This window comes from Myroides marinus (genome assembly GCF_900109075.1).
GTDB classification, from domain to species: domain Bacteria; phylum Bacteroidota; class Bacteroidia; order Flavobacteriales; family Flavobacteriaceae; genus Flavobacterium; species Flavobacterium marinum_A.
In genome coordinates, this window is record NZ_FNYS01000025.1 from 16,863 (window position 1) to 42,950 (window position 26,088).

A 26,088-nucleotide genomic window follows, 5' to 3' on the forward strand; every position below is an offset into this window, starting at 1 on the left:
TGATAATGGTAGTTGTGGGCTGTTTTTGGCTTAAATTGTTACTATAAAGCCAACTCAATTCTTTAACCATCTATTTCATCATTCCCTTCTTGTTGATATTTTTTTTCAAGTTCTTTAAGTTCTTTTACGATTTTAGGATTATATTTCTTAACTGGTTTATTGGTTATTTTACTAATAGTCGTTGTATATAGTGGCTTTTTCTCTACTTTTTTTAATTCATAAAGTCTCTTTTGAATAGCCCTTCCTATCCCTCTATCATTTGTTCTAGATTCTACAATAATCAGATCATTGTAATTCACTTCTAATAAATCAAGAAGCTTGCTAATATTGTGATTATTTGGTTGATAGTGATTATTTACCCATTGACTTACTGTTGTATAATGTACATTCAATAGTATTGCTATCAAATCAGGAGTAACCCCTTTCTCCTTTGCAAGCTCTCTTAGTCTATTTCTTACTATAAAATTTCTCATATCATTCTATTTTTTCAAAAAAAGTTTGTGTTCAATCCAAACTTTTTTTATATTTGAATAAATTATTACGGACAGCGAAAACATGAAACACTTTTATGTGCTTCATATCAGATGTCTCTCATGAAAGAAAATCGCAAATATTCCACATGAGGACTATTGAGTTCGCCACTTTATCTATTAGATTTTACTATTTTTGTGAATCTAGTAGGGCGAACTTCATTTAAGTCTTTAGTGGAAATCATGACTCTGTTCATGAGGCTTTTGCGATGCCACTTTCTAAAGCATTGGAGTTTACCTACTAGTATTTTATACTCCTATGATACTTGAGAAACATCGTTCATATAATCTATGTGAGCGATTTTTTGTTTTAACCATTCACTGTTGTGATTCTTTAAAAGAAAAGCAATTGTACAAGGTTCTAACTCTAAGTTGTTCTCATACAAATAGTGCAATAAGAAAAAGGATTTACTCTTTTGTTTATAGCACTACATCTTAACTCAAAACACAAGTGTTTTAAGTTAGATTGGTTTTTCTTTTTTGATTTTGCACTCTAAAAGTAAATCCTTTCTTAGTGTTTTCCAAACACTATACCACTTAAGACCTGTTTATTTTCAGTAAAAGATGACAAAATGCGATAGTCTAGTAGTTTTCTACTAGGCTATCCAAGAGAATTAAAGCTTTAGAAAACAAATCTCTATAGCTTAAAACATACTGCATAAATCTTTAATTCATAGCCGTCTCCCAATTAGGCTATAAAGGTTTAAAACAAACAAGGTGGACTTGTTTAGTATTCTTTATTTTGAATACTAACCATACCTTTTCCTTAATGGACTTATCGAATGATTCAATTCGAAATTTTTTCAATTATTTATTACAACAAACAACAATTAGTAGTAACTAAACTCACTTTTAGCCTATGATTACATTCTTGTGTAACTACCCTTAGAGTTATGTTTTTTTTAAACATTTGATTTCATAAACAAGTTAGCCCTAACGCTAAGGGATTCACATATAGTTTATCAAGTAAAATTACATTTTACGCTAGATCTAGAACAGTTTCTGGATGCGTACAGGACCTTTATTGCCTATTAGTTACCACATCCATTTAAACCTAACAGGCAATAATTCATTTAGTTAGTAAGGATAAAATGCTATGAAATCACATTATCCACTGTGCTATTATTAACCAAATAAAAAAACACTATCACATTATGACACAAACGCCTATAGGTTTAACTATTTAATTAGTTGGGTTTGTTTGAAGTTAACTATTAAGAAGGTTTTGAAAAAATAGTTAAGTCTGTAGGCAAAAACACAAACAACACATATGCGGATTAAAGGGAGTTTTATACCCGCATTTTATAGTCCATGGCTATCTCCTTGCTCTTTGGTGCATTTTGGGAGACATGCTTTAGAGCTTGGAGATAGTTTTTTAACCCCAATATAATGAATTAACCTATTAGATACATTGAGCCTTGTTCTAAGTGCTATAGCTATTAAAGATCTTGATGATCTAAAAGTCCTTTGTATCGACTTAACTATAACTATTATGAAAAAACAATTTTTAACCAATACTGGTTGTGGGATTGTATTGCTTTTAAGTAGCCTTACTCTCTCACCTACCTATGCTGAATCAAAAGACAATCAATCTGTCTTAGACGATCAAAAAAAGACTATTCACGGAGTAGTTAAAGACAACTCTACAGTGCTTATAGGAGCAGTTATACAGATAAAAGGAACAGATATAGCCACAAGTACAGATCTTAGCGGAAAATACGCTCTACAGGTCTCTAAAGGAGATACACTACTTATCTCTTATATCGGATACAAACCTAAAGAAATCACAATAACTAGTGAGTCTGTTTATAACATTACTCTTTTACAAGATCAAGATGTGTTAGATGAAGTGGTTATAAATGCAGGATACTACTCGGTTAAAGATAGAGAAAAAACAGGAAGTATAGCACGCGTGACTGCCAAAGACTTAGAATTACAACCTGTTATTAATCCACTTCAAGCTATTCAGGGAAGAATGGCTGGAGTGAACATTACTCAAAACACAGGTGTACCTGGTGGAGGGTTTGATATACAAATACGAGGTAGAAATAGTCTTAGAGGCCATAGAATTAGCAGTATAAATGCAAATTCCCCTTTATATGTAATTGATGGAGTGGTAATTCCAACTAGTAATCTGGCGAATTCTTCTCTTGCACGAACTATACTACCTTATAATGAAACTAATATTTTAAATTCTATTAATCCCTCAGATATAGAAAGCATTGAAATTTTAAAAGACGCTGATGCAACGGCTATCTACGGCTCTCGCGGAGCTAATGGTGTAGTGCTTATAACAACAAAGAAAAACAAATCAGATAAACTCTCTTTCTCTCTTTCCACTTCAACTTCCTTTAGCAAGGTAGCCAGCAAAATGAAATTATTAAATACCCAGCAGTTTAATAAAATGCGAGACCAAGCTTTTATAAATGATGGGATCACAACCTTTCCTTCTGATGCATTAGATATAAATGGAACTTGGGATAGAAACAGATACACTGATTGGCAAAAGGAACTAATAGGTGGAACTGCCAAAAATCAAAGCATACAATTTGGAGTAAGCGCAGGAAGTGAAACTACTCATTTTAACGCCTCGACCAATTACAACAACCAAACAACGGTATTCCCAACAGATAAAGGCTACAAGAGAAATACGTTTTTAATTAATGTTAATCACAACAGTAAAGATGGAAGATTTCAGTTAAACTCATCAACTAACTACTCTTTACAAAAAAACAATCTAATTGCAACTGATTTAACGCCTCAAGCTCTTACTCTATCTCCTAACGCACCAAGTCTTTATAATGCTGATGGAAGTTTAAATTGGGGTTTTGTAGGGGATACAAATCCTATTTCTTCTATGCAAGAGACCTATCACAATGATAATAACAATCTTGTATTAAACCTTGATCTTAGTTATGAACTTTTAAAAAACATGTATTTAAAATTAAATACAGGATATAATAGATCTAACACAGAAGAAAAAAAACTAACGCCTCATACTATTCATAATCCTGCTAAAGGCTATACCTCAGAACAATCCAAAGCAGAGAACACTATTAGAGATAATAAATCCTATATTTTAGAGCCACAGCTAAACTATGTTTTTAACCTGGAAAAACTCTCTGTAAACTCTCTTGTTGGGTTAACTTACCAAGAAAGTAATACAGGAGCTTTATACATAGTAGGCTCTAACTTTCAAACAAATGATTTTATATCTAATATTTCCGCAGCAAAGACTAAAACAATAATGCAATCTGCTAATCTACAGTATAAATACGTTGCAGTCTTTGGAAGGTTAAATATGAATTATGATAGTAAATATATACTAAACCTTACTGCTAGACGTGACGGTTCTTCTCGTTTTGGAGATAGTCATAAATTTGGAAACTTCGCCGCAATTGGTGCTGCTTGGGTATTTTCAAAAGAACACTTTTTAAAAAACTCCTCATGGCTTAGTTTTGGAAAACTTAGAGCTAGTTATGGAACTTCGGGTAATGATAATATTGGAGACTACCAGTATTTAGATACATACACCCTTAACCCCAATAACTATAATGATATAACAGGCCTTGTTCCCTCAAGACTTTACAATCCTGATTTTAGTTGGGAAAAAACTAAAAAGTTAGAAGCGGCTCTTGAAGTTGCCTTATTTAATGACAGATTACAGTTTGAACTTGCTTACTATCGAAATAGGTCTTCTAATCAACTTGTAGGAATACCGCTTCCAGCCACAACTGGTTTTGCCTCTATACAAGATAATTTACCTGCAACAGTTGAAAATAAAGGGTGGGAGTTTAGTTTTAATTCAGAGAATATTAAAACTAAAGACTTTAGCTGGACAACTAGTTTTAATATTTCCTTTCCAAAAAACACACTACTTTCCTTCCCTAATCTAGAAGCTTCTACCTATGCTGATCAGTTTATTGTAGGAAAGAGTACCTCTGTAAGAAAACTATACAACTTTGAAGGCATAGATCCATTAACAGGTCAATACACTTTTACAGATTACAATAATGATGGTAAAATAACGTCAGGATTTGATAAACATAACATACAGGAGATTAAAACTCAGTATCACGGAGGAATTCAAAACACACTTTCTTATAAGAATTTTAGTCTTGATTTTCTATTTCAATTTGTTAAACAAACCAATTATAATTTCAATTATGATATTACTGTTCCAGGTTCAATTTATAATCAGCCAATAGAGATATTAAATAGTTGGTCACCTACAAACCCAAATAGCCAATATGGATATTTCTCTAGTGGATACAATTCTGTTATGCTCAATAATATAAATCTTTTTAAAAGTAGTAATATGACTATTGGAGATGCCTCTTACATAAGATTAAAAAATGTATCTATTTCCTATATACTTAAACTTCCTCAGAGTAAACTAGACTCTGTTCGTTTTTATTTTCAAGGACAGAACCTCTGGACTATCACAAACTACTACGGTTTAGACCCTGAATATGCTCTAACACGTTATTTACCTCCACTTAAAACATACGCTTTTGGTGTTCAATTAACTTTTTAAATCTACTAATTATGAAAAATATATTCTACTCAAGTCTATTACTTTTAACTATACTACTGTTTCAATCCTGTGAAGACACAATTGAGATTAATCTTCCAACAGATCAAATAAATACTGTTAATGTTTTTAAAGACAAACAAAGTGCTACTTCAGCTTTAGCTAACCTTTATATAAGCCTTAGAGAGGTCTCTATATTCACTGGAAATAGTCAAGGTATTGGTTCAGCTCTAGGCTTATACACTGATGAATTAACCCCTACTTACCTTCCTCCTACATCAGATACTTTTTTTCTTTTTAACAACTCGCTAGATCCTACTCGATTCGTAATCTCAACTTTATGGAACACTTCCTATTCCAATATCTATGCAATTAATTCTTTTATTAGTGGTGTTACTAATTCTAATGGAATTACTAGTGAAGAAAAAGAGCAATTCTTAGCCCAAGCTTATGTGTTAAGAGCAATGTATTATCAAACCCTCACTCAAATTTATGGGGATATTCCCTATACAATCACAACTAACTATAAGGTTAATACCAAAATTGTAAAAACACCAGCTCTAGAAGTTTTAAAACTAATTGAGCAGGACCTATTAAAAGCATTAGAAACTCTTACTTATAGTGATAGTTCTTCTAATAAATATTATCCAAACAAATCAGTAGCTGAGCTTATTCTAGCCAAGAATTATCTTCTTCAAAAAAGATATGAAAAAGCAGAGTTCTATTCTAAACTAGTTATGAATAATCCTTTATATAGCATAGAAACAGACCTATCTATGGTCTTTAAAAAATCATCTAAAAGCACACTCTGGCAAATGGCTAATAGCGCAACTGTTGCTCCTACTTATGAAGCACAAACATTTGTTCTTTTCACTAGTAACTCTGGTAGTATCTTAAGTAATACTCTACTTAGCAGTTTTGACAATAATGATCTTAGAAAGCAACTTTGGACTAAAGAATTTCAAAACACTGGTAAAATTTATGCTTATAAATACAAAAACAGACGTGATAATACTGATGAGTGTTCTATCCTTTTTAGAATAGAAGAAGCTTATTTTATTTTATCTGAAGCCCTTATCTATCAAAACAGAGAAAAAGAGGCTATCCCCTACTTAAATACAATAAGACAAAGAGCAAACCTTGTTGCCTTACCTAATACACTAGATAAAGAACAAACCCTTGAGGCCATGCTTAAAGAGAGTCAAAAAGAGTTTTTCATAGAACACGGTAGACGCTTTTTTGACCTTAAAAGAAACAATAAACTTTCTCTTTTAAAACCATCAAAGCCTAACTGGCAAGACAAACATGCCCTATTTCCCTATCCAGAGAAAGAAATACTTATTAACCCTAATTTAAATCCACAAAATGACTTCTAGTGCACTAAATTTTATCTACAGCCTTATACTTATTTTTTTAGGCTGTCTTTCTTGTTATAGCCAAATTATAAAAGACAGTACAGATTATAGCAAGCTCTACAATACACTACTTTCTTCAAGTGGGAAGTTCTCCGTTGTTAATAAACACTTCTTATTTGATTCTAAAAAAGATAGCGTCTTTATTTTTAACCACAATGGAAAGCTCTTATTAGCAAAGCCAAAAAATAATAGATTTGAATTTCTTAAAAATGATATACTAACAGAGATTAATTCTTCTAAAACAGAAATAGTTCTTTTTGACCCCAATACTAGTAAATCTGAATCAATCTTAAATGTATCAGAATTACAAGTAATAAATAATCTTAACCTTATTTTCTATCTTGATACAAAAACTAATCTATATAAACTAATTAAGGTGCTCCCCTCTAAGTCTAAAGAGATTTGGAGTGAATCTAAATCTACAGTCAACTTCATAGGTATAAGTGATAATAAACAACACTTATTTATTCAGTATAGTGATCTTACTAAAGGAATTGAATTAATTAATTTAGAAAGTCTAAAAAAGACTATAAACACAAGTATTAATGATTCCATTAAAAGTGTTATCTGGGATAAAAAACTACCTGTTGTTTTTTTAAGCCCTAATAAAAAGCATGATAATAAGTTTCCATACTTAACTTTTTTTAACTACAACACTAACCTAGTTAAAAAGCAAGAATTAGATTCAACTATTTCTTACATTAATCCTGAAGCAATCAATGAATATAGTTTTAAAATAGTCCAACATTATAATTTAATAAAAAAGCCATATGACACTGAAAAAATACAACTCTGGACTACAAATGATACACACTTGGCAATGACTATCGCTTATCCTAGAATAAAGAATTTGACAGTTGATGCTCATATTGTTTTTAATTACAAAGACAATAAAGTTTATCAACCAGATACTTTAAATTATTACATGTCAATTCCTTTAAGAGAGAATGCACTTTTAGTTTATAATCCAAATCAATATATAGATTATGTAAATTCAGAGCCTGCAAGATCAAGAGACATTAGTATCTATGATATTAAAAAAGATAAGCTTACATTAATTACTAAAGCCCATCCAAATTCTTTTAATACAACTAGTTTATCTTCAAAAGCAAACTATTTTGTTTATATTAAAAAAGGAATTATGCATTTTTATAATATAGAGCTAAGGACTCTAGAAAACACCTTTGATTTAAAAGAGGATACAACAAGAGCAAGAGCTTATACAAGCAGATTAAGATATTGGTCTAAAGATGAAAAGTTTTTTTATTTTGTATCAGGTAATAACTTTATGCAATATGATACTAAAAATAAAACTTTTAAGATATTAATAGATGGTGGTAATACAAATTATCATTACAAAATCCTAAATTCTCAAGCCCAAAAATTTCATAACCAAACTGATCAAATTCCCTCAAATACTATATTAGATAATAGTAAACTTTTAATTGAAAAGTACAATATCAAAGAGGCTACTACTTCGATGCTATTACTTGAAGGGAATAAAATAATTTCTATAATAAATAACACCAGTGATAAGATAACTAATGTAAAATACAATGATGATTTTAAAACAGTGACATACTCATTAGAAAACTTCAATAAACCTGTAACTCTATATGTTTATCATAATGGAAAAAACAAACTTCTTTTAGAAAACTCTATGCCTAAAAAACTCTATGCTTGGAAAAAACAAAAGATAGTATCATATAAAGATAAGTATAACAATGATTTAAAAGGAGTACTATTTTACCCAAAAGAATTCGACTCAAGTAAAAAGTATCCAATGCTTACTCATACCTATGAAATTCAAAACTCTGTAGCCAAGAATTTTACTTATCCTACCTATTTTGATCATGTCGGTTTTAGTATGGAACTTTATCTAGAAAAAGGTTACTTTGTATTCTTCCCCGATATCTTAACAAATAAACAAGGTCCAGGACTATCTGCTCTAAACTGCATAGAGGAAAGTATAAAAAAAGTATTACAAGAAGAAAAAGCTATTAATAAAGACAAACTAGGCCTTATGGGACATTCCTTTGGTGGTTATACCACTAACTTTATTATTAGCCAAACTAATTTATTTAAAGCAGCTGTTAGTGGATCCGGAGTTACTGATTTTACAAGCCACTATTTTTCATACAATTACAATTACAGATCACCTAGTTACTTCCAGTTTGAAACAGGACAGCATAATATGCCAAAACCTTTTAAAGAAGATAAAGAGTTATATTTTTCAAATTCTCCTATTTTCTATGCAGAAAACATTAACACTCCTCTGCTGTCCTTTACAGGAAAAGAAGATAATGTTATAAATTCCAGACATCAAGAAGCGCTTTTTATGGCTATGCTTAGATATAAAAAAACTTTTATATCACTAATGTATGAAGAAGAAGGACATCACTTTATGCAACCTTCAAATCAACTAGACCTTACCAAACGACTACTAAATTGGTTTGATTACTATTTAAAAGATGTAGATAATAAAGAAACTCGTTGGATAAAATACTATACAAGAATTGAAAAAGAGAGACTGATTAATAACTAAACAAAAGACGCCCCTGAAATTGGGGCGTCCACTTTTTAAATTATGGAATAATTTGATACAGAGGTTTTGTACATACTGTTCCTACATTTGGAACTGTATGTTTTCCATATAGTGTATGGGTAGTTGTCCCGTCATTCCATGTACAAACGGGGCCTTCAACTGTACTACACATTATCACCGGATCAAAACATTCAAATCCATCTTCATCAATCTTCTGATAACCTAATTCTATAGCCAATGGGCTTTTCATTGCGTTTGTTGCAAACGCACTTCCGATAGCAAGAGCAAATACACCGATTGGCAATCCTGCTGATTTTAGAAATTTTTTCATAATTAATAAAATATTACTGGTTAGTAGCTTGTTTTAAAGGTCAAGCTAAACTTTAATCAAACTTATCTGTCAGGGATTTGGCCAGTCTATAACGAATAAGTTTTTGATCAAATAGACCATACAAATAATGGTCTGTCACAATTAAATCTTTAAGCTTCTCTTTCCCTAGGTGATAGATATAAAAGCTTGCGATATAACTGTCTTTTTTAAAGTCGTAGATATCCACAATACTAGCTTGCTTCCAGATTGCCTTGGACTCGTTTTGTCCAAGAGAGTTTGATACAATAAACAGAAGATTGTTTTTAACTACTACTTTTTTGTTTATAGCGCTTACTGGAGTTGTCATCTTACGCTCTCCAGAGGCTAATTCTGTGGCTGTTATAAGGGCGGTTTTTGTTGTGTCAATTGTATTTTGTCTTTTTAATAAAACAAGGTTTTTATCGGTTATAAAGTATTTGTTTTTATAGTAGTAACTGTAGATTAGATTCTCTTTTGACTGGCTATAACTAAAAGCCCCATCAGAGTCAAACACACCATCAGAATCGCTTTGTAATAACTCTGGGAAGAGAGAAACACTTGGGGTGTTTTTTGAGTTTATAACACCTAATACATTTTTATAGTCTTGACTGCTTTGGCCTTTTATAGCCACAGAGGTAGAATCAATTGGGATAAAGTCATTAAAGTACGCCTGTTGAAAACTAAAAACTTCTGTTTGTTTTGTTTTTTGCGTTGTGTTTAATTGCCCTTTATAAACTATTGGAATTGATCCATCGGCTAAATAAAAATAGGGATAAGCTGTTTTTAATCGCAAATAGGTGTATTTAAACTGGGTAGAATCAATTTTTATTAAGTAGTCTTCTCTTTGCAAAAGAGAATCTACACTGATAAATCTAAGTGGAGATCTAGTATTACCTAAGTAAACCTTGTCTTTATAATATCCTGAGAAATAAAAGGTATTTACATTTAAATCTAAGGTATCCTTTTCTGCTACTCCATGAGGCAAGTATCTTCTTATAAAAGGATTCTGTTTTTTTATAATGTGTTCAGAAGACACAAAAAGAAGTATAACTATTAAAACGCTTATAAGAGTTAACAAAACAGAGAAAAAATAAAAGCTCTTTGCTTTTGTATCTAAAAAATAGATAGCCAGTAAAGTAAATATACATACTGTTATATTAAACCATAGATGCTCGTTCCATCCTAGTTTTTCCAGGACTCCTCCACATGAGCAAGGAATAAAATCGCTGTAGTTTAAAATAAGATAGATATAGATAGAAAATGCAACCATTAAACCATAGCTTAAATAAAGGGCCAATAGTTTTGTCTTTTCTAAAACAAGTAGCAAAGAGATACTAAGCTCTATTAGTAAAACCATATAGGCTATACTACCTGCATAAGCACTTAGTAGTGGGGACTGAGTAAGTTGCACTTTAAACTCATCAAAGACAACAAGTTTACTAACTGCTGCATAGACAAAAAGTAAAACAAGAAAATAACGGACAAATAAAATAAACTTAGTTTTCATAATGATTGCATTTTGGGAGAGTCAAAACTACAAATCACTATATTTCAACACAATACGTATTTATACGTAGTGCGTCCTATTTTGAAACAGATTGTCTATATAAGTGGTTTTGTTTTATTGAAGTATTCGTATTACACTTTGAGCTTAAGCTTAGTTAAAATAAACATCTTTCACTAAAACATTTTAAAAACACTAAATTCCGCAATAAAGTCAGAAATCATTAAAAACAGATTATTTTTTTTGATTTTAGAGTTATATCATTAAAAAAACAGGAAGACTTTTTTGTCTTCCTATCTATTGTAATGTAATTTAAAACATAAACTTTTAAAACAGCATTTAAATAAACACTACCCTTTTAAAAAAACACAATATCCAAAACTCCGAATTACAAATTGAATTTTAAATCTTAGGTTTTAATTATTACTTTTTAGCTAGTTCATTAGTTTATCTTACTTAGAGTCTTTATAACTATCTATAAAATCCTCTTTCTTGATATAATGCATTGAAATGGCATATAATACTACTCCTGTAAAATTATAAGACCCTGTTTTTTCAAGTAAACCTTCTTTATGCTTTTCAACGGTCCTACTACTAATATTTAAAATACCAGCTATCTCTGAGGAGCTACGCTGTTTAGCACTAAGGGTTATAATTTGTAATTCTCTTTCAGAGAAAACAGAACACTTTGGTTTTATGTCCTTAGTGAGCTTTACTAGGACTTTTCTGACTCTTTTACCAAAATACTCTAATGATTCATTAACTGTAAAAATAGCCTTTTCAAAATCCTTTGCTTTTGCTTTTTTACTCAAATATCCTGAGATGTTATATTTAAGCATTCTAGTAATACTATGACAATCATAAAAGCTAGAGAGTATAATTACCTTTAACTCAGGATAGAGGTTATTTAACTCCGAAATTGTCAGATACCCATCCATTTTAGGCATTTGAATATCTAAAAAAACAATATCTACCTCTACTGTTTTTAAAGCCTCTAATAGTTTTGAACCATTAGGGCTTTTTAAAACCACCTCTACAGTATTAAACCTTGAGATAATCAATTCAAAACCATCTCTAAAGACTGCGTGATCATCTACTATTGCTACTTTTATTGTCTTGATTTTCAAAATAAATACCTATTGTATTTGAATTATCCTCTCTTATATGCTTAAACCTAGCATTAATTTCTTTTAATCTAGCATGTATATTACTAAGACCTATACCCTTTTTAGCATTATCGCTTTTAAAATCAGAATCATACCCCACTCCATTATCACTAATTAGTATGATAAGTTTATCTTGTTCCCAAACAAGCTTTAAGCTTACTTTACTAGCTGAGCTATGTTTTATAATGTTTTGTACCAGTTCTTGAACTACCCTGTAAAGAATTAGTTTTTCTTTTTCCTTTATCTGAAAACTTGCATCAGTATAATGATAAGAAAACTCTATAGTAGTGCTCTTTTTAATAAGATTTATAAAATCTGAGAAAATACATTCTAAAGCATTATCCTTAATATGTGGTGGAGCTAAATGATAACTCAAAACTTGAAGCTGTTTATAACAGTTTAAGGATATTTTCTTTATCTGCTTTAAAGCATCTTTTTTTGTCTTTTTATCTTGGTAGAGTTTTATGATTTGCAAATAATTTATCACACATAACAGTTCGCTACATACCCCATCGTGAAGCTCCCTGGCTATGCGCGCTCTTTCTTTGTGCTCTGCTTCCAAAATAATACTAAGGCGCTGTTTTAAAAGAGTAATTTGATACTCTTTAAGTCTTTTTTGATACAATATCACCACAGCTATAACCACACAGCTCAGGACTGTAGCTAAGATTGTGCCTAACCAAAACATAATAGTTATTTTATTTTCCATATTCCAATAGATATTACAATTCTAAGAGCTAAACTCGCTAGAATATTAATTAACCAATAATCTAAAAAATACAATCTATCTTGCACCCTATAACTACAAAAGATAAACAAAGGAATAGTTATAGTATAATAAACAAATAGGCCAATAACGATATAAAAATCAGGCCTGTTAAGAAGTTTTACTCTAGTTTTTTGAGTAAAATTCTCACGAATTAATACAAAACTAGAGACAATCACAAAAATCATAATAAAAGCTTTATTTATGGTTTTTGACACTAGAAAAAACTCATTAGTTAAAAAGCGAAATGATAAGAGATAAACAATTATAAAAATACCCAAGAACACATAAAAGTAAATCTTGGGTCTATAATTTGACAGGTTTATAAATAGATAAAACAGAGCTATAAACTCCAATAGAGAATAAACTTGAAACCAAACAATAACATTTACCTTTAAAATAAGACTCACTATTGCCTCGTATAAAGAAGCTATAAGAAATAATAAAACAATGCCTAAATAAGCCTTATCACATCTAATACCCCTTTGCCTTTTATACAGGTAAAGACAAAAGGGTATAATGCCAAAGAATAAAGTCACTACTATTATTCCCATAGATATATTAACTACTTCTTATCCTAAAGTATTATTATCCGGACAAGCAGGAGGACAAGTGATTAATTCCTCTAGGATAATTCCATCACTGATATCCTGCCCTATTTGATTTACTCCTACTAAAACCATATTGGTTAAAGAGGTTTGTTTATTGAGTCCTGGATAGATACGCATACCTATACAATTGTTTTGACCCAAAAGAGCTTGTAGTTTATCTATTCCTACATAATAGCTATTTATAGCATTTGGATTCTGAGCTTTAAACTCAGAAATATACTCAATAGCTTTTTGCTTTGTGATTACTTGACCACTTTGATTTGAAACTTCCATAAAAATATAGATTTATAATTAATCCATAAAGTTCATTGAATTAAATTATAAAGTCAATACGTATTTTTACGCAATTATACGTATAAATACGTATTGATTAGATTAAATGCTTTTATTTATTTAGCACAGTTATCTAAAAATTAACATTTATGATAAATATAAAAACAAAACCAACCTTAATAAAAAATACAACTCATGAATCAAACAACAACAAAAAATGCTCTTACCAAGATCACCCAAAAAGAGACTGACTTAGGATCGTTAGAGTCTTTTTCTATGTCAAAGGCATTAGAAATGGTTGATTATCTAAAATCTGTTTTAATACAAATTAAAAACCAAGTTCTTCTCTATGGCTTTGCTAGTGAAGAACAAGAAATTGATTTTTTTAAAAACACTAAACCTTTAATTCTTGGTAAACTTATATTCTACAATAAACTCTACTTTTTTAAGAGTGAATCTCCAAGTGATATAGTATCAACTAAGCTATACTACCAAGAAAAACTAAATGAACTACATCTTGAGTACAAAAAACATCTTCTTTATAGTGATCTATATAAGTATTATAAAACAAAGTCCACCCACAGAGATATAGAGTACTTTACAACAGGTAAAATAAACAAAACAAATCTAGTTAGTACCTATAGCTTTGAAATAGATCCTCGTTTCTCAACCCTATATGATTATAAACTAGCACGCATTATAGCCTATGAACTACTAAGTGATTATTTAAACCAAAAAACAATAACTCATAATAACTTAAGTAGTACAGCTACAAAAAACAGTATAACCTGGTCAGAATCAAACAGCGCATTAATAGAATTAATATACGCCTTGTATGTAACAAAATCAATAAACCATGGGCAGGTCAAAATAAAAAAACTCTCTAAAGCCTTAGGGCAAGTTTTTCAAATTAACATCTCGGATATCCATCACACCTTTCACCGGATGAAAACAAGAAATTACTCAAGGACAATGTTTTTAGATAAGCTAAAAAAGTCTCTTGAAGATTATATGGATAAGGACCATGAGTTTTGAGAGTAAAAATTTTAAGCCAGTAAAAAGCTCACTATCCATCTTAATCTAGATATGACCTAAAAAGTTAAACACTTTTTAGGTCATATCTATCGGCCAACAACCAACAGTATTTTTAAAAATGATTCTAAAGAAACCCCCCCCTTTTTGTTCAAATTTTCTCAAGGTTGATCCCCCTACACTAGCTCTTACTGACAACTTACCTTAGATAAACCATAATTGACCAATAACCTTTTCCCCAGTTATAATTGTACCCATCAGCTCCAAACAACATTAAGTAAGTTGCTCCTTTATTGGTATCTTGTAAATAACTTTGAAGGGAATATGTCACTTGTTGTTCTATAGAAGAAGCTGCAATATTATCTGCAATAGTTGCAGATATTGTAGTTAAATCTGAAGTTACTTTTGTAGTTCTATTTCCCCCAATTGTGGTCTTTCTCGAACCTGCTTGAAATTCCTGAGCATCTTTGATTAAAGTAATTCCATAATATCCGTATTGAGCTTCACTCCCCACTGGAATACTGTATGATAAAACTATTTTAGCCTGTTTATTAGCAGGAATAACAATTGTCTTTGAAAATCCTTCTAGATCTACTGCGCTTCTTGTAACTTGCTGTGGATCTGTTGCTGTATAATCATATATATCACTGAATTGCCAAGTACCCTGGTCATTTGGTGATGTAGATGATTCACTAGGTAATGCTGAATTAACAGAAGAAATATCCCATGTAGAGGTTCCTTTATTTTGTCCATTACATATAAGTTCAATATACTGCCCTGGTTTTAACTCAATATCAAGTACATCTTTTGTATAATTCCTTAGTTTTTCCTTTGATGAAGCACTTATAGTTAGGCTATAATTTGAGAGATTTTTAATTTTATAAATGCGTCCTTTTAATGAGGCAGATTCCTGATAAACCTCTGGTAAAATAATATGCCCCTGAGTATTTGCATTATAGGTAACATAATAATCTGTGTCTTGTAGTTTAATTGAGTCATTAAAGCTTGTAATTTCTCTATACCCTGCTGCTATTGATCCTTCAACACTAAGAGTAGAAGTTGGCATTTTACTTCCAATTCCTACCTTATTTTGAGCAGTAACTAAAAAAGCTATGCTACAAAAAATAAAACTTAATACATATTTTCTCATTAATTGCTTGAATTAAAATTTAAAATAGATAGTAGACAACAATGATTCTAAACAAAAACCTTATTCTCTATTTTAATTATCAAAAGAAATGATTTGAGGCAGCTATAAACAATACATTATACTTTTAACTCTACTTGTATGTGTTTATAATTCTGTGTTTACTTAGCTTTTTTTAACCTTAAAATACTAGTACACTTTTGTGGTAATTACTCTTAGACAGAATCGCTAAATGTCATATCTTTTAATTTTACACCACAAAGAAATAGAGCTTTTTAAATAAATATTTTTTAAAAGGTCAAAAAGTGAAACAACATGATATCATACCTTTTTAACCAGTCTTAAAAACGTAAAATAAGCAAAGTAAAAAACAAACAAAACACTAAATATCAGATAATTAATATTTTAAAATCGTAAAAACAAAACAGAATTAAATTTTTTTAAAAAAACAGGAGTTATTGCATTCTTATTTGAAATGAATCCCAAGTACTTTGTTATAGAGCGAATACCCGACTCACTATACACAGGTAGACCATTCTTAAAAGTAAAAACTCCTGATAAATTAAAATCTCTTAACTCTTTAATCTCAAAGGTATAACTTACATTTAAAGCATTGACCTGACGCGGGGTCCAGCTAAATACGATGTTAGTAAAGTCATTCTCTAATACCTTATCCTTATCTAAAGGAAGGTTTAGTATAGGTGGATCATTAAGCACCAAGTACATATGAGCACAGCTCTTCTGTGATAGGCGCTTGCGCGTTACTAGATCATATACCTCATAGCAGATGCTATACATTCCATCAGGTAAAAGATTAGCATAAGTATTTTGGCTAATACCATCTAAATTGCGCAATTGAAAGTATGGAGCTAGCTCCATACCTGATAGACTTAAGATGTCTCCTCCGTTAATAAACAAAGGTTGAACTCCTTGTATCAAATCTCTACTCTGAGCTTTGATACCATTGCCTTCTATATACATTTTTAAATACACAGGACGGTTTATAACCGTTAAATCTGTTGTCACCATCTGCAATTGCATACGGTTAACTGAACGAATATACTAACACATTTTACCTGTAGTAACCTTGTTTTAGCAAAAAGAGCTAAGTACACGACAAAATCTAAAGCAATTGATATTTAAAGGATTATGGCCATTTTTAGAAAGCAATAATCTTGATAGATAGTCAAGTCCAAGTTTAAATACACTAATAAGCCTATTGCCATGATTCTTGATTGTGATAGGTTTAATAGCGTCAATATAGTCCCCAATCTTATAGCACCATACAAAAGCAATCATCACTAATATGACTAGTTTTTCAAGCCTATCTATTTTTTGTAAGTGTGTATCTTCTATATTAAATCAGCTAGACTTGAAGGCTTTAAACAAAGTTTCAATCTGCCATCTTATTTTATAAGTATCTAAAGCTTTCTCTGGTTTATTAAAACCTATGATTATACAAAAGTCTATTTTACCATCTGTTATCACTTTAGTTCCAGAGATATAACATAACTGATTATGAATTCTAACAATCTTGTGATATTGCCTTGTTTGACCAGGTTTTAAGTTATTAAATAGATGAGAAGCTGTTATTTCTTTCTGTTTACTAGGCAGGTAAACCTTAAAGTTATTTCGAATACGGATGTAGTATTTAATCTGCCTATCATTTAGATAGCTAATCCAATCTTCTCCAACAAATTCTCTATCAGCTAATACACAATCAATACAATCTTTACCAAACCAATCAATAAAAGTATTAATGAGTTCTTTTCGCTCATTTGTATTTGAGTTACCACGCTTATCTAACATTTTAAATAGTATTGGAAAACACATATTCTTATAACTAATACCTAGCATTAAGATGTTTATATCTTGTTTTCCAAACTTCCAATTGGTGCGATCCATCACAAGAATATAAGATCCCTCAGTAGGAATAAGTGCAAATATTAGTCGAGATATCCATTCCAATTTCAAATCAACACAAGATATAAAACGCTAAAATACACCTATAGTTACTACTTGTTTCTGCACAATTGTCAAATCCAGTTGATACTTTAGAAAAATTCACAGACTTTACTTTGCATAGAGAGACGATAAACAAACAAATAAGCGGATCCTAGCTAACCCTAATTTACCTTTAAAATTGGCTTTTATAGTTGTTAGAAGTTCTGTATTTTTGTACTCTAGGCTGTTGTTCGTTTTTAAAGGCATTAGGTGAGAAATAATTCTTTGATATACTGAATATCAGCTCTTTTACAAACAATCCTTTCCTTCAAAACTCTCCAACTCCTTGTTTACCTCATCTAATAATTGTTTTTCGGTTGGTAAATACAATTCGTATTGGCTTGCTATGATTTGTTTTTGTTCTTCAGGTAATGTAAATTTTACTACTGCATCATTTTTATTTGCACATAGCAAAATACCAATGGTTGGATTTTCGTGTGGTAGTTTTTCTATACGGTCATAATAATTGACATACATTTGTAACTGACCAATATCTTGATGTGTGAGTTTGTGTGTTTTGATTTCAATGATTACAAAACATTGCAGAATGCGATTGTAGAACACCAAATCTACAAAAAACTCATCTCCTTCAATATGTATTCTTTTTTGTCTTGATACAAATGAAAATCCATTACCTAGTTCTAATAAGAACTCTTGCAAATGTGTGATAATGGCACTTTCTAAATCTCTTTCGTAATACGATGCTTCACGTTTTAATCCTAAAAACTCCAAATACATTGGGTCTTTAATGATTTCTTTTGCGTCAGAAGGTAGTTTTTCATTTTTGGCAACTGCTAATACACTTTCTTTATCATTGCTCAACAAAAGACGTTCATATAAACTGCTGTAAATTTGTCTTTCCAATTGCCTTACCGTCCAATTATTTTTTATTGTTTCAGCAATATAAAACTCTCTTTTATCTTGGCTGTCAACGCTTAAAAGCAACTTATATTGGCTCCAGCTCAATTGTGCATACAGTGTATGCACATTCTCAAATGTGCGGTAAAACTGTCTGTAAAGGTTTATTTGCCTTGTTGAAAAACCACTTCCAAACTCGGGTTGCAGTTGTTCTGAAAGATATTTGATGAGAAACGTTCCATAATCTGCACGTTCTTTTCCTTCTTGTTCTTCTTCAAAGATACGTTTACCAATATGCCAATACATCAAAGTTCGTTGATGGTCAACAGCACGTATAGCCTTATCTTTTGACTGGGATATAATGGCTTTTATATCAGTTATTATGGAATGGTTTACTATCATTTAATTGTCTTGATTTTGAACTGTTGCTTTTATTTTGAATTTTGGTGTTATTGTAGGTAGATATACTTTAACAGAAATAGACATCGGAAAATCAACTCCCATAATAATGGCTTCTCCTGAACCTAAAAAAGGTAAAAACAAAAGTATCTTCTTATTAGTGGTTGAACAAGATTCACTATAATTTTCTTGTCTTAAATCATTTATGCTTTCCTTCCAATTTCTTCTTTCCAATTCTTCTATAATATGTTCCTGGACTGGATTTAAGCCTATCTAAAGTATTTCTTAGTAATCTATCTCAATAATATCACTTTCAGAAATCCCTTTAATTACTGCTTGATTAAACTTATAATATGATTCATTTGTATAAAATTTTAATACAGCTTGCTCTTCCAAAGATAATAAATCTTTATATTTTCTATTCTGTTCTACTTGTTTATATGCTTCTGCAAAATCTTCATTCTTTAATAGTTTACTAAAAATAGGAGGAGTTATATTATCATCAACTAATCCTAATGCTCTGAACACCTCTTCCTGTCTAGAGAGTAAATTTCTCTCATCTGCTGTTAACTTAGTTGCGTTAGCTTTAAAAACTTTCCACTCTATATACCTAGCTAACATCAAGTCTAGTACACTCTTATTCTCTTGTATAAAGTTTTTTTTTTAATTCAAAATTATAGAGTATTTAGAGCTTTTTAACCCCTTTACTATAATTACTCTTACAAGTAACAATATATACTTAAAAAACAGCTATTTATTACAGTCAGATAAGTTAATCAGAAAATGATCTGCTCACAGCACATAACACTAGAAAGACTTAGTCAATGGTTATTCTAAAGATCATATTATCTGACAAAATCTTAACAATAACTCTATATTTTTTTATAATGTTTTCAAATGGAAATACAGGGAAGTAATCCATTGTATAAAACACTTTTAACTTATAAATATACCCAACGGGGTATATAATAGGAAGTACTAAAAAACACTATACCCAATAAGGTATTATTTATATTAATTGTTAGACATTAAGTTTAATCTTAGATCACAACAAAAAAGACCGCTATAAACCTTTGTCTATAGCAGTCTTTTACATTTAAGAGAAAGTATTCATATACCTTAATCAAAAGATCTAATTAATCAAGGGGAAATAACAAGTACAAAACACTTAATCTATTACTTAGTAATAGAGAACTCTCTTGATTAAAGTAATATGAAGATTATAAATAAAGCATCAAGCTTTAAAACCATTATCTTCTTAAAACTAATTCTACAGCAAGTAAATCTGGATGATCCAGCACCTCTAGCTCCATTTCATTTCTTAAGAGTCTTTTTATCTTAAATCTTAAAGGCGTTGCTATACTATCAGAGATTAACTCTACAATATCACCATTTAAACTCCAGCTTCCACTATCTTTATTTAGCCAGTACTGATCAATGGCATTATATCTAGAGGAATCTAAATTTATATCAATTAAAGAAACTTGATATTTTGAACGATTTGCCTTAGAGCAGTCTTTTGTAAATTCAAAATAAGTAACCCTCCACTTCTTTTGAATATTAATAGAGTTTATCTCCAAAGGAGTATCTATTTGCATATTTGTCTCTTTATCACTTGTACAACTAAACGTAGTTATAAGTAACAATGCTAAACTCAAACTTCTAATTTTTTTCAAGGCCTCTTTCATAGTTATGCTTTTTTAAAATTCAAAAAATACTCACTGTTTTACTGATTCTAAAAGCGCTAAAAAAACTAATCATCAACACTTGAACAATCAGAGTATACTAGCAGACTTTACCTGCAGTAACTTTGTTTTAGCAAAGAGAGTAATAAATCAATTTTTAATAATTCAAAAAGGTAAAAAGATTCAAGAAATATTGTCAAAGATAATTTTTAAAAAATATATACATTAAAAATACATACAAACACAAAACATAAATCACTAATAATAAGCAATATATATATGTAAAAAAGTAAATTTACATTTTTAAACCATTTTATTATTGACTAAAAAATTCTGATTTAATAAAAACTAATCTAAACTACAGCAAGAATCTGCTAACGAGTTTATAGGTGTTTCTTGACTATCACAACTACACAAATTAATAGTAAAAAACATTGCACTGCTAAAAGAGACTTATTTCTAAAGACATTATCCTAGAAGTAATCCTTTAAAATACTGAATATCAATTTTTTTACAAATATACCTTCTCCCTATTTTTATTAGAATCAATTAATTAATATTTTCAGCGTATACATTCTATAAGAAGAGTTTTTGGGCAATATGGGTATAGGTGAGAAGAAATAGAAGGTTTAATAGTCAATGTAAAAAAAGCATAAACCTAATGTTACAACTATTGTTGGTATGGCGCATAGTGAGAATGAGAAATCATTAAAGATGATGGAAAACATGGGCTTTACTCAAATTCATGATTATTTCGAAATAGACAAAAAGAGCTTTGAATTAAAGATATAGCTATACAAACTCTAAAGAGTACAATACAAGCACTGCTTGAGTTAAAGCTTAGCAGTATTTTGTAATTATACTGACTATTATGTTTGAATAACTGCCTAATGACTTTTTAAGAAATTATAATAATTGAGCAATTTCGAAATGCATACCATCTTTCCTAGAGAAATGGCCACCCCAATAAAAACCATATTCGTGTGCTAATGGAACTAATTCTCTAATAGACCCCTTTAATCCAAGAGCTATAGGTTCAGCATCTAGTTGGTTCCATTGCATATTTATATCAAAAGCAGTACCGAAGCAATGATTAGAAAGAGCAGTTTTAGAACCTCTAATTAAACGAGCATTATAGCTTCCTCCATAACTTATAAGTAGTGAAAGCATTTTCTGCTTTTCTATTTCATTAAAAAAACCGCGTAACTGATCTGCAGCTTTACGATGGAATCTTATTATTCTATTTACTCCATTAAAAGTTCTCCTTAATTGTGGTATATCTACTTTTATTATGTTTTTAGATTCAAAATCATTTATTATTGTTATTTTCTCTGGGTTATCATTAGTTGGATTATGAACAAACATTATTTCGCCAAATTTTTCAAATAAAATTTGACGAGATACAATTGAGGAAAATTTAGGCTTTAAAGGAAACTCTTTTGTTTGACTATCAAAGAAAGACATACCATCTTTGTATGCTTCTAGCCAAGTTTTATTGCCAATATAACCATCAACCACTATTTTTTTTTGCTGTTGGTAATTTTTTATTGCTAATAAAAAATTAACGTCATAATAGTCATCTATGCTTCCTTGATAATTACCTAGAAGAACTTGAAATTTTTTCCATTGTCTAATTAAGGGATTTACTGTATTGGGTATTAGGAGTTCAATTTTCATAATTCGTTTGGTTTAGCTACTAACTTTTAATGAAGAAACTACTTTGTAGTCAAAAAAGAAAATATCTCGATTTTTAATAAGATTATATATATTACAAGTCTTCCATTTTACTTGGTAAGCTTAAGTAGTTTGGGATTAGTTTAATGTAATTTCGATGTAATGCATAAAATAAAAGCTCCTTACTCCTGAGTATATAAAAGAGAAATTATCTTTTTTTAATCTATTAAAAGACATACATTAACAATAAAAATTGATCCTTTTAAATAAAATAATTTCCCTTTAAAATTAGCTTTTATAGCTATTAGAAATTCTATATTTTTGTTACCATAGGCTAGTGTTTGTTTTTTAAAGACATTAGCTTAGAAGTAATTCTTTAATATACTGAATATTAGCCATTTTCACAAACAATTTTTCCTTTATTTTTCTTAAAATTAATTAACTTTTTTGTCGTGTACTAAGAATTAATTTATTTGATTTTACTTACTACTTTATTACATATACTAAAAAGAGCATAAAAGGTTACTTAATGTAAAATAAACCATAATCGACCAATAACCAATTCCTTATTCTAGTTGGAAGCTTCTGTTGATCTGGTGCTGTATGATTATATATTACTAAAACTCCTTGGTTAATTGGTAATGTAGGGACCTCATTGATTTTCTTAATGATTAAGTTTCTTTAAATCCATTTGAAGGGTATCCTTATTAAAAATCATTTTCCATTGCATTGATTTATCATCAATACTATTAATTAGAACAGGAATTGTATCAGGTTTATTTGGATTATTTTCATAGGATATAACCGTAAATTCCTGATTTTTTCCATTGTAATGATACTTCATAAATACAGATATACTATCCACATATAAATATGGGTTGGGACAAAAGAACATTTTGCCTCTTTCTTCTATATAAATTGTTTTCCAAGCTAAAGTATCGTTTACCCAAGATTGCTCATCAACTATTTCACCATTACGTATCATTTTTTCAACTTTCCATTTACCAAAATACTTTTTTGAAAGATGAACATCGTAATTATAATAAATAACAAACAGAAAAGGAATCATAACACATAACAATCGAGCAACCCAACGTAAAAAATTACTACCAAGGGATGGTAATGTACTTTTATACTGATCAAAAAAACTTATTACCTTAACTCTGTGCTGTAAAAATAAATTAACTAATCCTAAAGTTATTAGAATAGATGTAAATAATGTTATTGGTCCTATATTATAAAAAATATTAATCAATACAATATTTAACATTACAGGTAAAAGTATTAATACACCTAATAAAAGAGTTCTTCTAAATAATAAGAAGATACTCCCTATTATCTGGAAAAAAGCCACAATAACAGAAAGCCCATAAGAAAACCCATAGTATTTCCAGGTTAGTTCCGGCCCTGTTAATGAATTTACCAGAGAGTCATCGATATGATATGAATAGTTGAAATTGACTTCAAATATTTTTTGAAAACCAAAATCTAATAATAAAAAAGCTATCCAATAACGCAATAATATTGAAAGCCAAGAAACATATACTATAGAGTTGATATTTTCTCTTTTATGCCAATAAATTGAAAAACCAATAGAGAATAATATTGACAATGCTAAGGCCATAAATCCTGCTGGAAGAATAAACTTTGAAAGTTTATAAGGTAAAAGAGGCATTATTATAAAAAGAGTAGTATTTATAGCACCAACAATTGCTAAAAAAGATAATGAAAGTTTAGAGAACCATTTGGTTTGGTTTAATTCTTTCTTTGAATTTATAGTATTCATCTAATTAATGTTTTTGGGTTTATACTCAGGTTTAATGACGCTTAACATGCTATTTCACGAAACAAAAGGCACAAGAGCCTCATAAAAACCACATCTAAATATCATTAAACTAATTACCAATATAACTATAATTCGAATCAATATTTAAAAATTATTCATTAAATCAATATAAAAATTAGAAAATAACTAATCACCTATAATAAAACATACGGAGATTCTATTAACACGAAAAAACAGATACTAAATACCTTATAATTATGATTCGTTATTTATTTATATTATTATTAAGTACATAATCTTTTTTGTGAAGTATAGATAGAATAATGTAAAATGCCCCCTATTACTTACTACTGCAGGCATATTCTTCGTTAAAGATATCCATCCAAATTAGTTATTCCAAAGGGCTTAAATAGTCCTTTTGGAACAAATTTATCGATAGATTGTCACTTACTAATTTTATAATTCTTAACCAATAATTATGTATTTCATCCATGATAGTTCCAAGTTTCCCTTGATTCTACAACCAAAGGTCCTTATAAAATGAAATCAATTGAATCAGAACTCATATCCATTCTTAATTCTGTATTTCTAGGATCACGATAACAAACATATTCATATCATTAGTCATTGTAAGCAAATTTCGAATTGTTATCTTTTGCTTTCTTGCATTTAAGTCGGTTATATATAAGAGTTTTAAAAGTCCTTATAACATTATCAATTTTTAATAAACAATTCTTCTTCACAGTCTTCAATTTTTCTTATACACAAACTATCTCCAAGATACACTAGACCAAATTAGTTTAAAAACACTAGTAACAAATCAACATTAAAAAGATATTTATTTAACAATTAAAATACTGCAGTTGATATTATCAATAATCAAAAAAACTTTATTCTTTATATTGTTTGAGTTTATTTAAAGTAGATTCAATCATTTCCATTCTTTTATTTACTTTCACCGCTGAAGCATCTAAAGTATACCCCTCTTCCATTAGCTCTTTAATTAATAACATCTTTTTGATATTCTCATAATTATATTTTCTGTTTTTCCCCTCTTCCTCCGTTAAACTGGTAATTATACCTTTTTCTTCCCAATATCTAATTTGACGTGTCGCAATACCAGTAATTTGAGCAACTTCTCCAATACCAACAACTAATTTATCTAAGAATTTAAAATCAAAAGATAAATCATTACCATTTTTATCATCCTCCATTTGTAATTTATTTACAATTAATGTTGTAAATATAAAATATTAGTTATTCATTTGCAATTGTAATTTATTTACAATTAATGTAAATCATAAATACAAAATGTATGAAATCAACAATTAAACTATTAGTAATCACTTTAGTTATTTTAAAAAATTTTACAATGTTATCTCAGGAAAAATTATTAAATGATCCAGACAAAATCCAGCTAATTACAGTTGTAGAAAAAACCTTTGCACAAGGAGCATTAAATCAGCTTAATGTAGAACAAATGAATAAAGGTTTTCACTCAGATTTTAATATCCTTATTGCCAATGGGACCAATCTGTTTAAACTTTCTCTTGCCAAATGGATTGAAGTGGTTAATCACTATAAAAACTCTCCTGATAAAGTGAAATCAGGCATAAGAAATCTTAATTACAAAATTGAAGTACTAGATATAACGGATAGTATAGCTATTGTAAAAACACAGTTCTTTAGAAACAATGAACTAATAATCACTGATTATTTATCTTACATAAAATTTGAAGATTCATGGAAAGCTGTTTCTAAAATATCCAAAGAACATATTTCAAATCCTTTAAAATTAGAACTATAATGA

Annotated in this window: 21 protein-coding genes; 5 read left to right on the top strand and 16 right to left on the bottom strand. The window is 29.7% G+C overall.

Annotated features, from left to right (window positions below; all coding sequences use genetic code 11):
• Positions 1–62 precede the first annotated feature (62 nt).
• A complete protein-coding gene (locus tag BMX53_RS16680) occupies positions 63–473 on the bottom strand; it encodes a helix-turn-helix domain-containing protein (protein WP_074747787.1) in 411 nt (136 codons plus the stop codon).
• Between the two features lie 1,549 nt (positions 474–2,022).
• Here BMX53_RS16680 and BMX53_RS16685 point away from each other — a divergent pair.
• From BMX53_RS16685 to BMX53_RS16695, 3 genes are read left to right on the top strand one after another with little or no spacing between them, the layout of a single operon-like run.
• Positions 2,023–5,067 carry a SusC/RagA family TonB-linked outer membrane protein gene (locus BMX53_RS16685; RefSeq protein ID WP_074747790.1) on the top strand — a complete coding sequence of 1,015 codons (3,045 nt, stop codon included), beginning with the start codon at positions 2,023–2,025 and terminating at the stop codon, positions 5,065–5,067.
• 11 nt (positions 5,068–5,078) lie between these two features.
• Positions 5,079–6,440, top strand: coding sequence for a RagB/SusD family nutrient uptake outer membrane protein (locus BMX53_RS16690; RefSeq protein WP_074747791.1), 1,362 nt, complete (start codon positions 5,079–5,081; stop codon positions 6,438–6,440).
• Complete coding sequence (locus tag BMX53_RS16695; protein WP_074747794.1) at positions 6,430–9,024, top strand: alpha/beta hydrolase family protein; 2,595 nt, start codon at positions 6,430–6,432, stop codon at positions 9,022–9,024. The genes BMX53_RS16690 and BMX53_RS16695 overlap by 11 nt, the downstream gene beginning before the upstream one ends.
• 40 nt (positions 9,025–9,064) lie before the next feature.
• On the opposite strand, the gene BMX53_RS16700 is transcribed toward BMX53_RS16695, so the two are convergent.
• The 5 genes from BMX53_RS16700 to BMX53_RS16725 all read right to left on the bottom strand — a co-directional run bounded on the left by BMX53_RS16700 (position 9,065) and on the right by BMX53_RS16725 (position 13,693).
• Positions 9,065–9,355, bottom strand: a complete 291-nt coding sequence (locus tag BMX53_RS16700; protein ID WP_074747796.1) for a DUF6520 family protein — start codon at positions 9,353–9,355, stop codon at positions 9,065–9,067.
• Positions 9,356–9,407: 52 nt separating this feature from the next.
• The gene (locus tag BMX53_RS16705; protein ID WP_074747798.1) at positions 9,408–10,880 is read right to left on the bottom strand and encodes a MauE/DoxX family redox-associated membrane protein; all 1,473 of its coding nucleotides are present in this window, start codon (positions 10,878–10,880) and stop codon (positions 9,408–9,410) included.
• Positions 10,881–11,329: 449 nt separating this feature from the next.
• Complete coding sequence (locus tag BMX53_RS16710) at positions 11,330–12,004, bottom strand: response regulator transcription factor (protein WP_074747801.1); 675 nt, start codon at positions 12,002–12,004, stop codon at positions 11,330–11,332.
• Complete coding sequence (locus BMX53_RS16715; RefSeq protein WP_074747804.1) at positions 11,967–12,752, bottom strand: sensor histidine kinase; 786 nt, start codon at positions 12,750–12,752, stop codon at positions 11,967–11,969. The genes BMX53_RS16710 and BMX53_RS16715 overlap by 38 nt, the downstream gene beginning before the upstream one ends.
• A gap of 629 nt (positions 12,753–13,381) precedes the next feature.
• Positions 13,382–13,693 carry a hypothetical protein gene (locus BMX53_RS16725; RefSeq protein WP_074747810.1) on the bottom strand — a complete coding sequence of 104 codons (312 nt, stop codon included), beginning with the start codon at positions 13,691–13,693 and terminating at the stop codon, positions 13,382–13,384.
• Positions 13,694–13,888: 195 nt separating this feature from the next.
• Here BMX53_RS16725 and BMX53_RS16730 point away from each other — a divergent pair, with 195 nt between their 5' ends.
• A complete protein-coding gene (locus BMX53_RS16730; protein ID WP_074747813.1) occupies positions 13,889–14,728 on the top strand; it encodes an RteC domain-containing protein in 840 nt (279 codons plus the stop codon).
• A 196-nt stretch (positions 14,729–14,924) separates the two neighbouring features.
• Here the strand turns inward: BMX53_RS16730 and BMX53_RS16735 are convergent, their stop codons facing one another.
• The 10 genes from BMX53_RS16735 to BMX53_RS16780 form a co-directional block, all read right to left on the bottom strand.
• Positions 14,925–15,875, bottom strand: coding sequence for a hypothetical protein (locus tag BMX53_RS16735; protein ID WP_074747816.1), 951 nt, complete (start codon positions 15,873–15,875; stop codon positions 14,925–14,927).
• 402 nt (positions 15,876–16,277) lie between these two features.
• Positions 16,278–16,913, bottom strand: coding sequence for a hypothetical protein (locus BMX53_RS16740; RefSeq protein ID WP_074747819.1), 636 nt, complete (start codon positions 16,911–16,913; stop codon positions 16,278–16,280).
• Between the two features lie 321 nt (positions 16,914–17,234).
• A complete protein-coding gene (locus tag BMX53_RS19340; RefSeq protein ID WP_244154532.1) occupies positions 17,235–17,840 on the bottom strand; it encodes an IS4 family transposase in 606 nt (201 codons plus the stop codon).
• A gap of 285 nt (positions 17,841–18,125) precedes the next feature.
• Positions 18,126–19,136, bottom strand: a complete 1,011-nt coding sequence (locus tag BMX53_RS16755) for a PDDEXK nuclease domain-containing protein (RefSeq protein WP_074747822.1) — start codon at positions 19,134–19,136, stop codon at positions 18,126–18,128.
• A complete protein-coding gene (locus tag BMX53_RS19040; protein ID WP_244154533.1) occupies positions 19,137–19,367 on the bottom strand; it encodes a hypothetical protein in 231 nt (76 codons plus the stop codon). It lies immediately after the preceding gene.
• 51 nt (positions 19,368–19,418) lie between these two features.
• Positions 19,419–19,754 (bottom strand): hypothetical protein, encoded by a 336-nt coding sequence (locus BMX53_RS16760; RefSeq protein ID WP_074747825.1) that lies wholly within the window; start codon positions 19,752–19,754, stop codon positions 19,419–19,421.
• A gap of 629 nt (positions 19,755–20,383) precedes the next feature.
• Complete coding sequence (locus BMX53_RS16765; protein ID WP_074747828.1) at positions 20,384–20,821, bottom strand: hypothetical protein; 438 nt, start codon at positions 20,819–20,821, stop codon at positions 20,384–20,386.
• A 903-nt stretch (positions 20,822–21,724) separates the two neighbouring features.
• Positions 21,725–22,495, bottom strand: a complete 771-nt coding sequence (locus BMX53_RS16770) for a M15 family metallopeptidase (protein ID WP_074747831.1) — start codon at positions 22,493–22,495, stop codon at positions 21,725–21,727.
• A 661-nt stretch (positions 22,496–23,156) separates the two neighbouring features.
• The gene (locus tag BMX53_RS16775) at positions 23,157–24,278 is read right to left on the bottom strand and encodes a hypothetical protein (protein WP_074747834.1); all 1,122 of its coding nucleotides are present in this window, start codon (positions 24,276–24,278) and stop codon (positions 23,157–23,159) included.
• Between the two features lie 890 nt (positions 24,279–25,168).
• Positions 25,169–25,492, bottom strand: coding sequence for a MerR family transcriptional regulator (locus tag BMX53_RS16780; protein ID WP_074747837.1), 324 nt, complete (start codon positions 25,490–25,492; stop codon positions 25,169–25,171).
• A gap of 101 nt (positions 25,493–25,593) precedes the next feature.
• Between BMX53_RS16780 and BMX53_RS16785 the strand changes: the two genes are divergently transcribed.
• Entirely contained in the window at positions 25,594–26,085 is a 492-nt protein-coding gene (locus tag BMX53_RS16785; RefSeq protein ID WP_074747840.1) for a nuclear transport factor 2 family protein, read from the top strand.
• Positions 26,086–26,088: the final 3 nt, after the last annotated feature.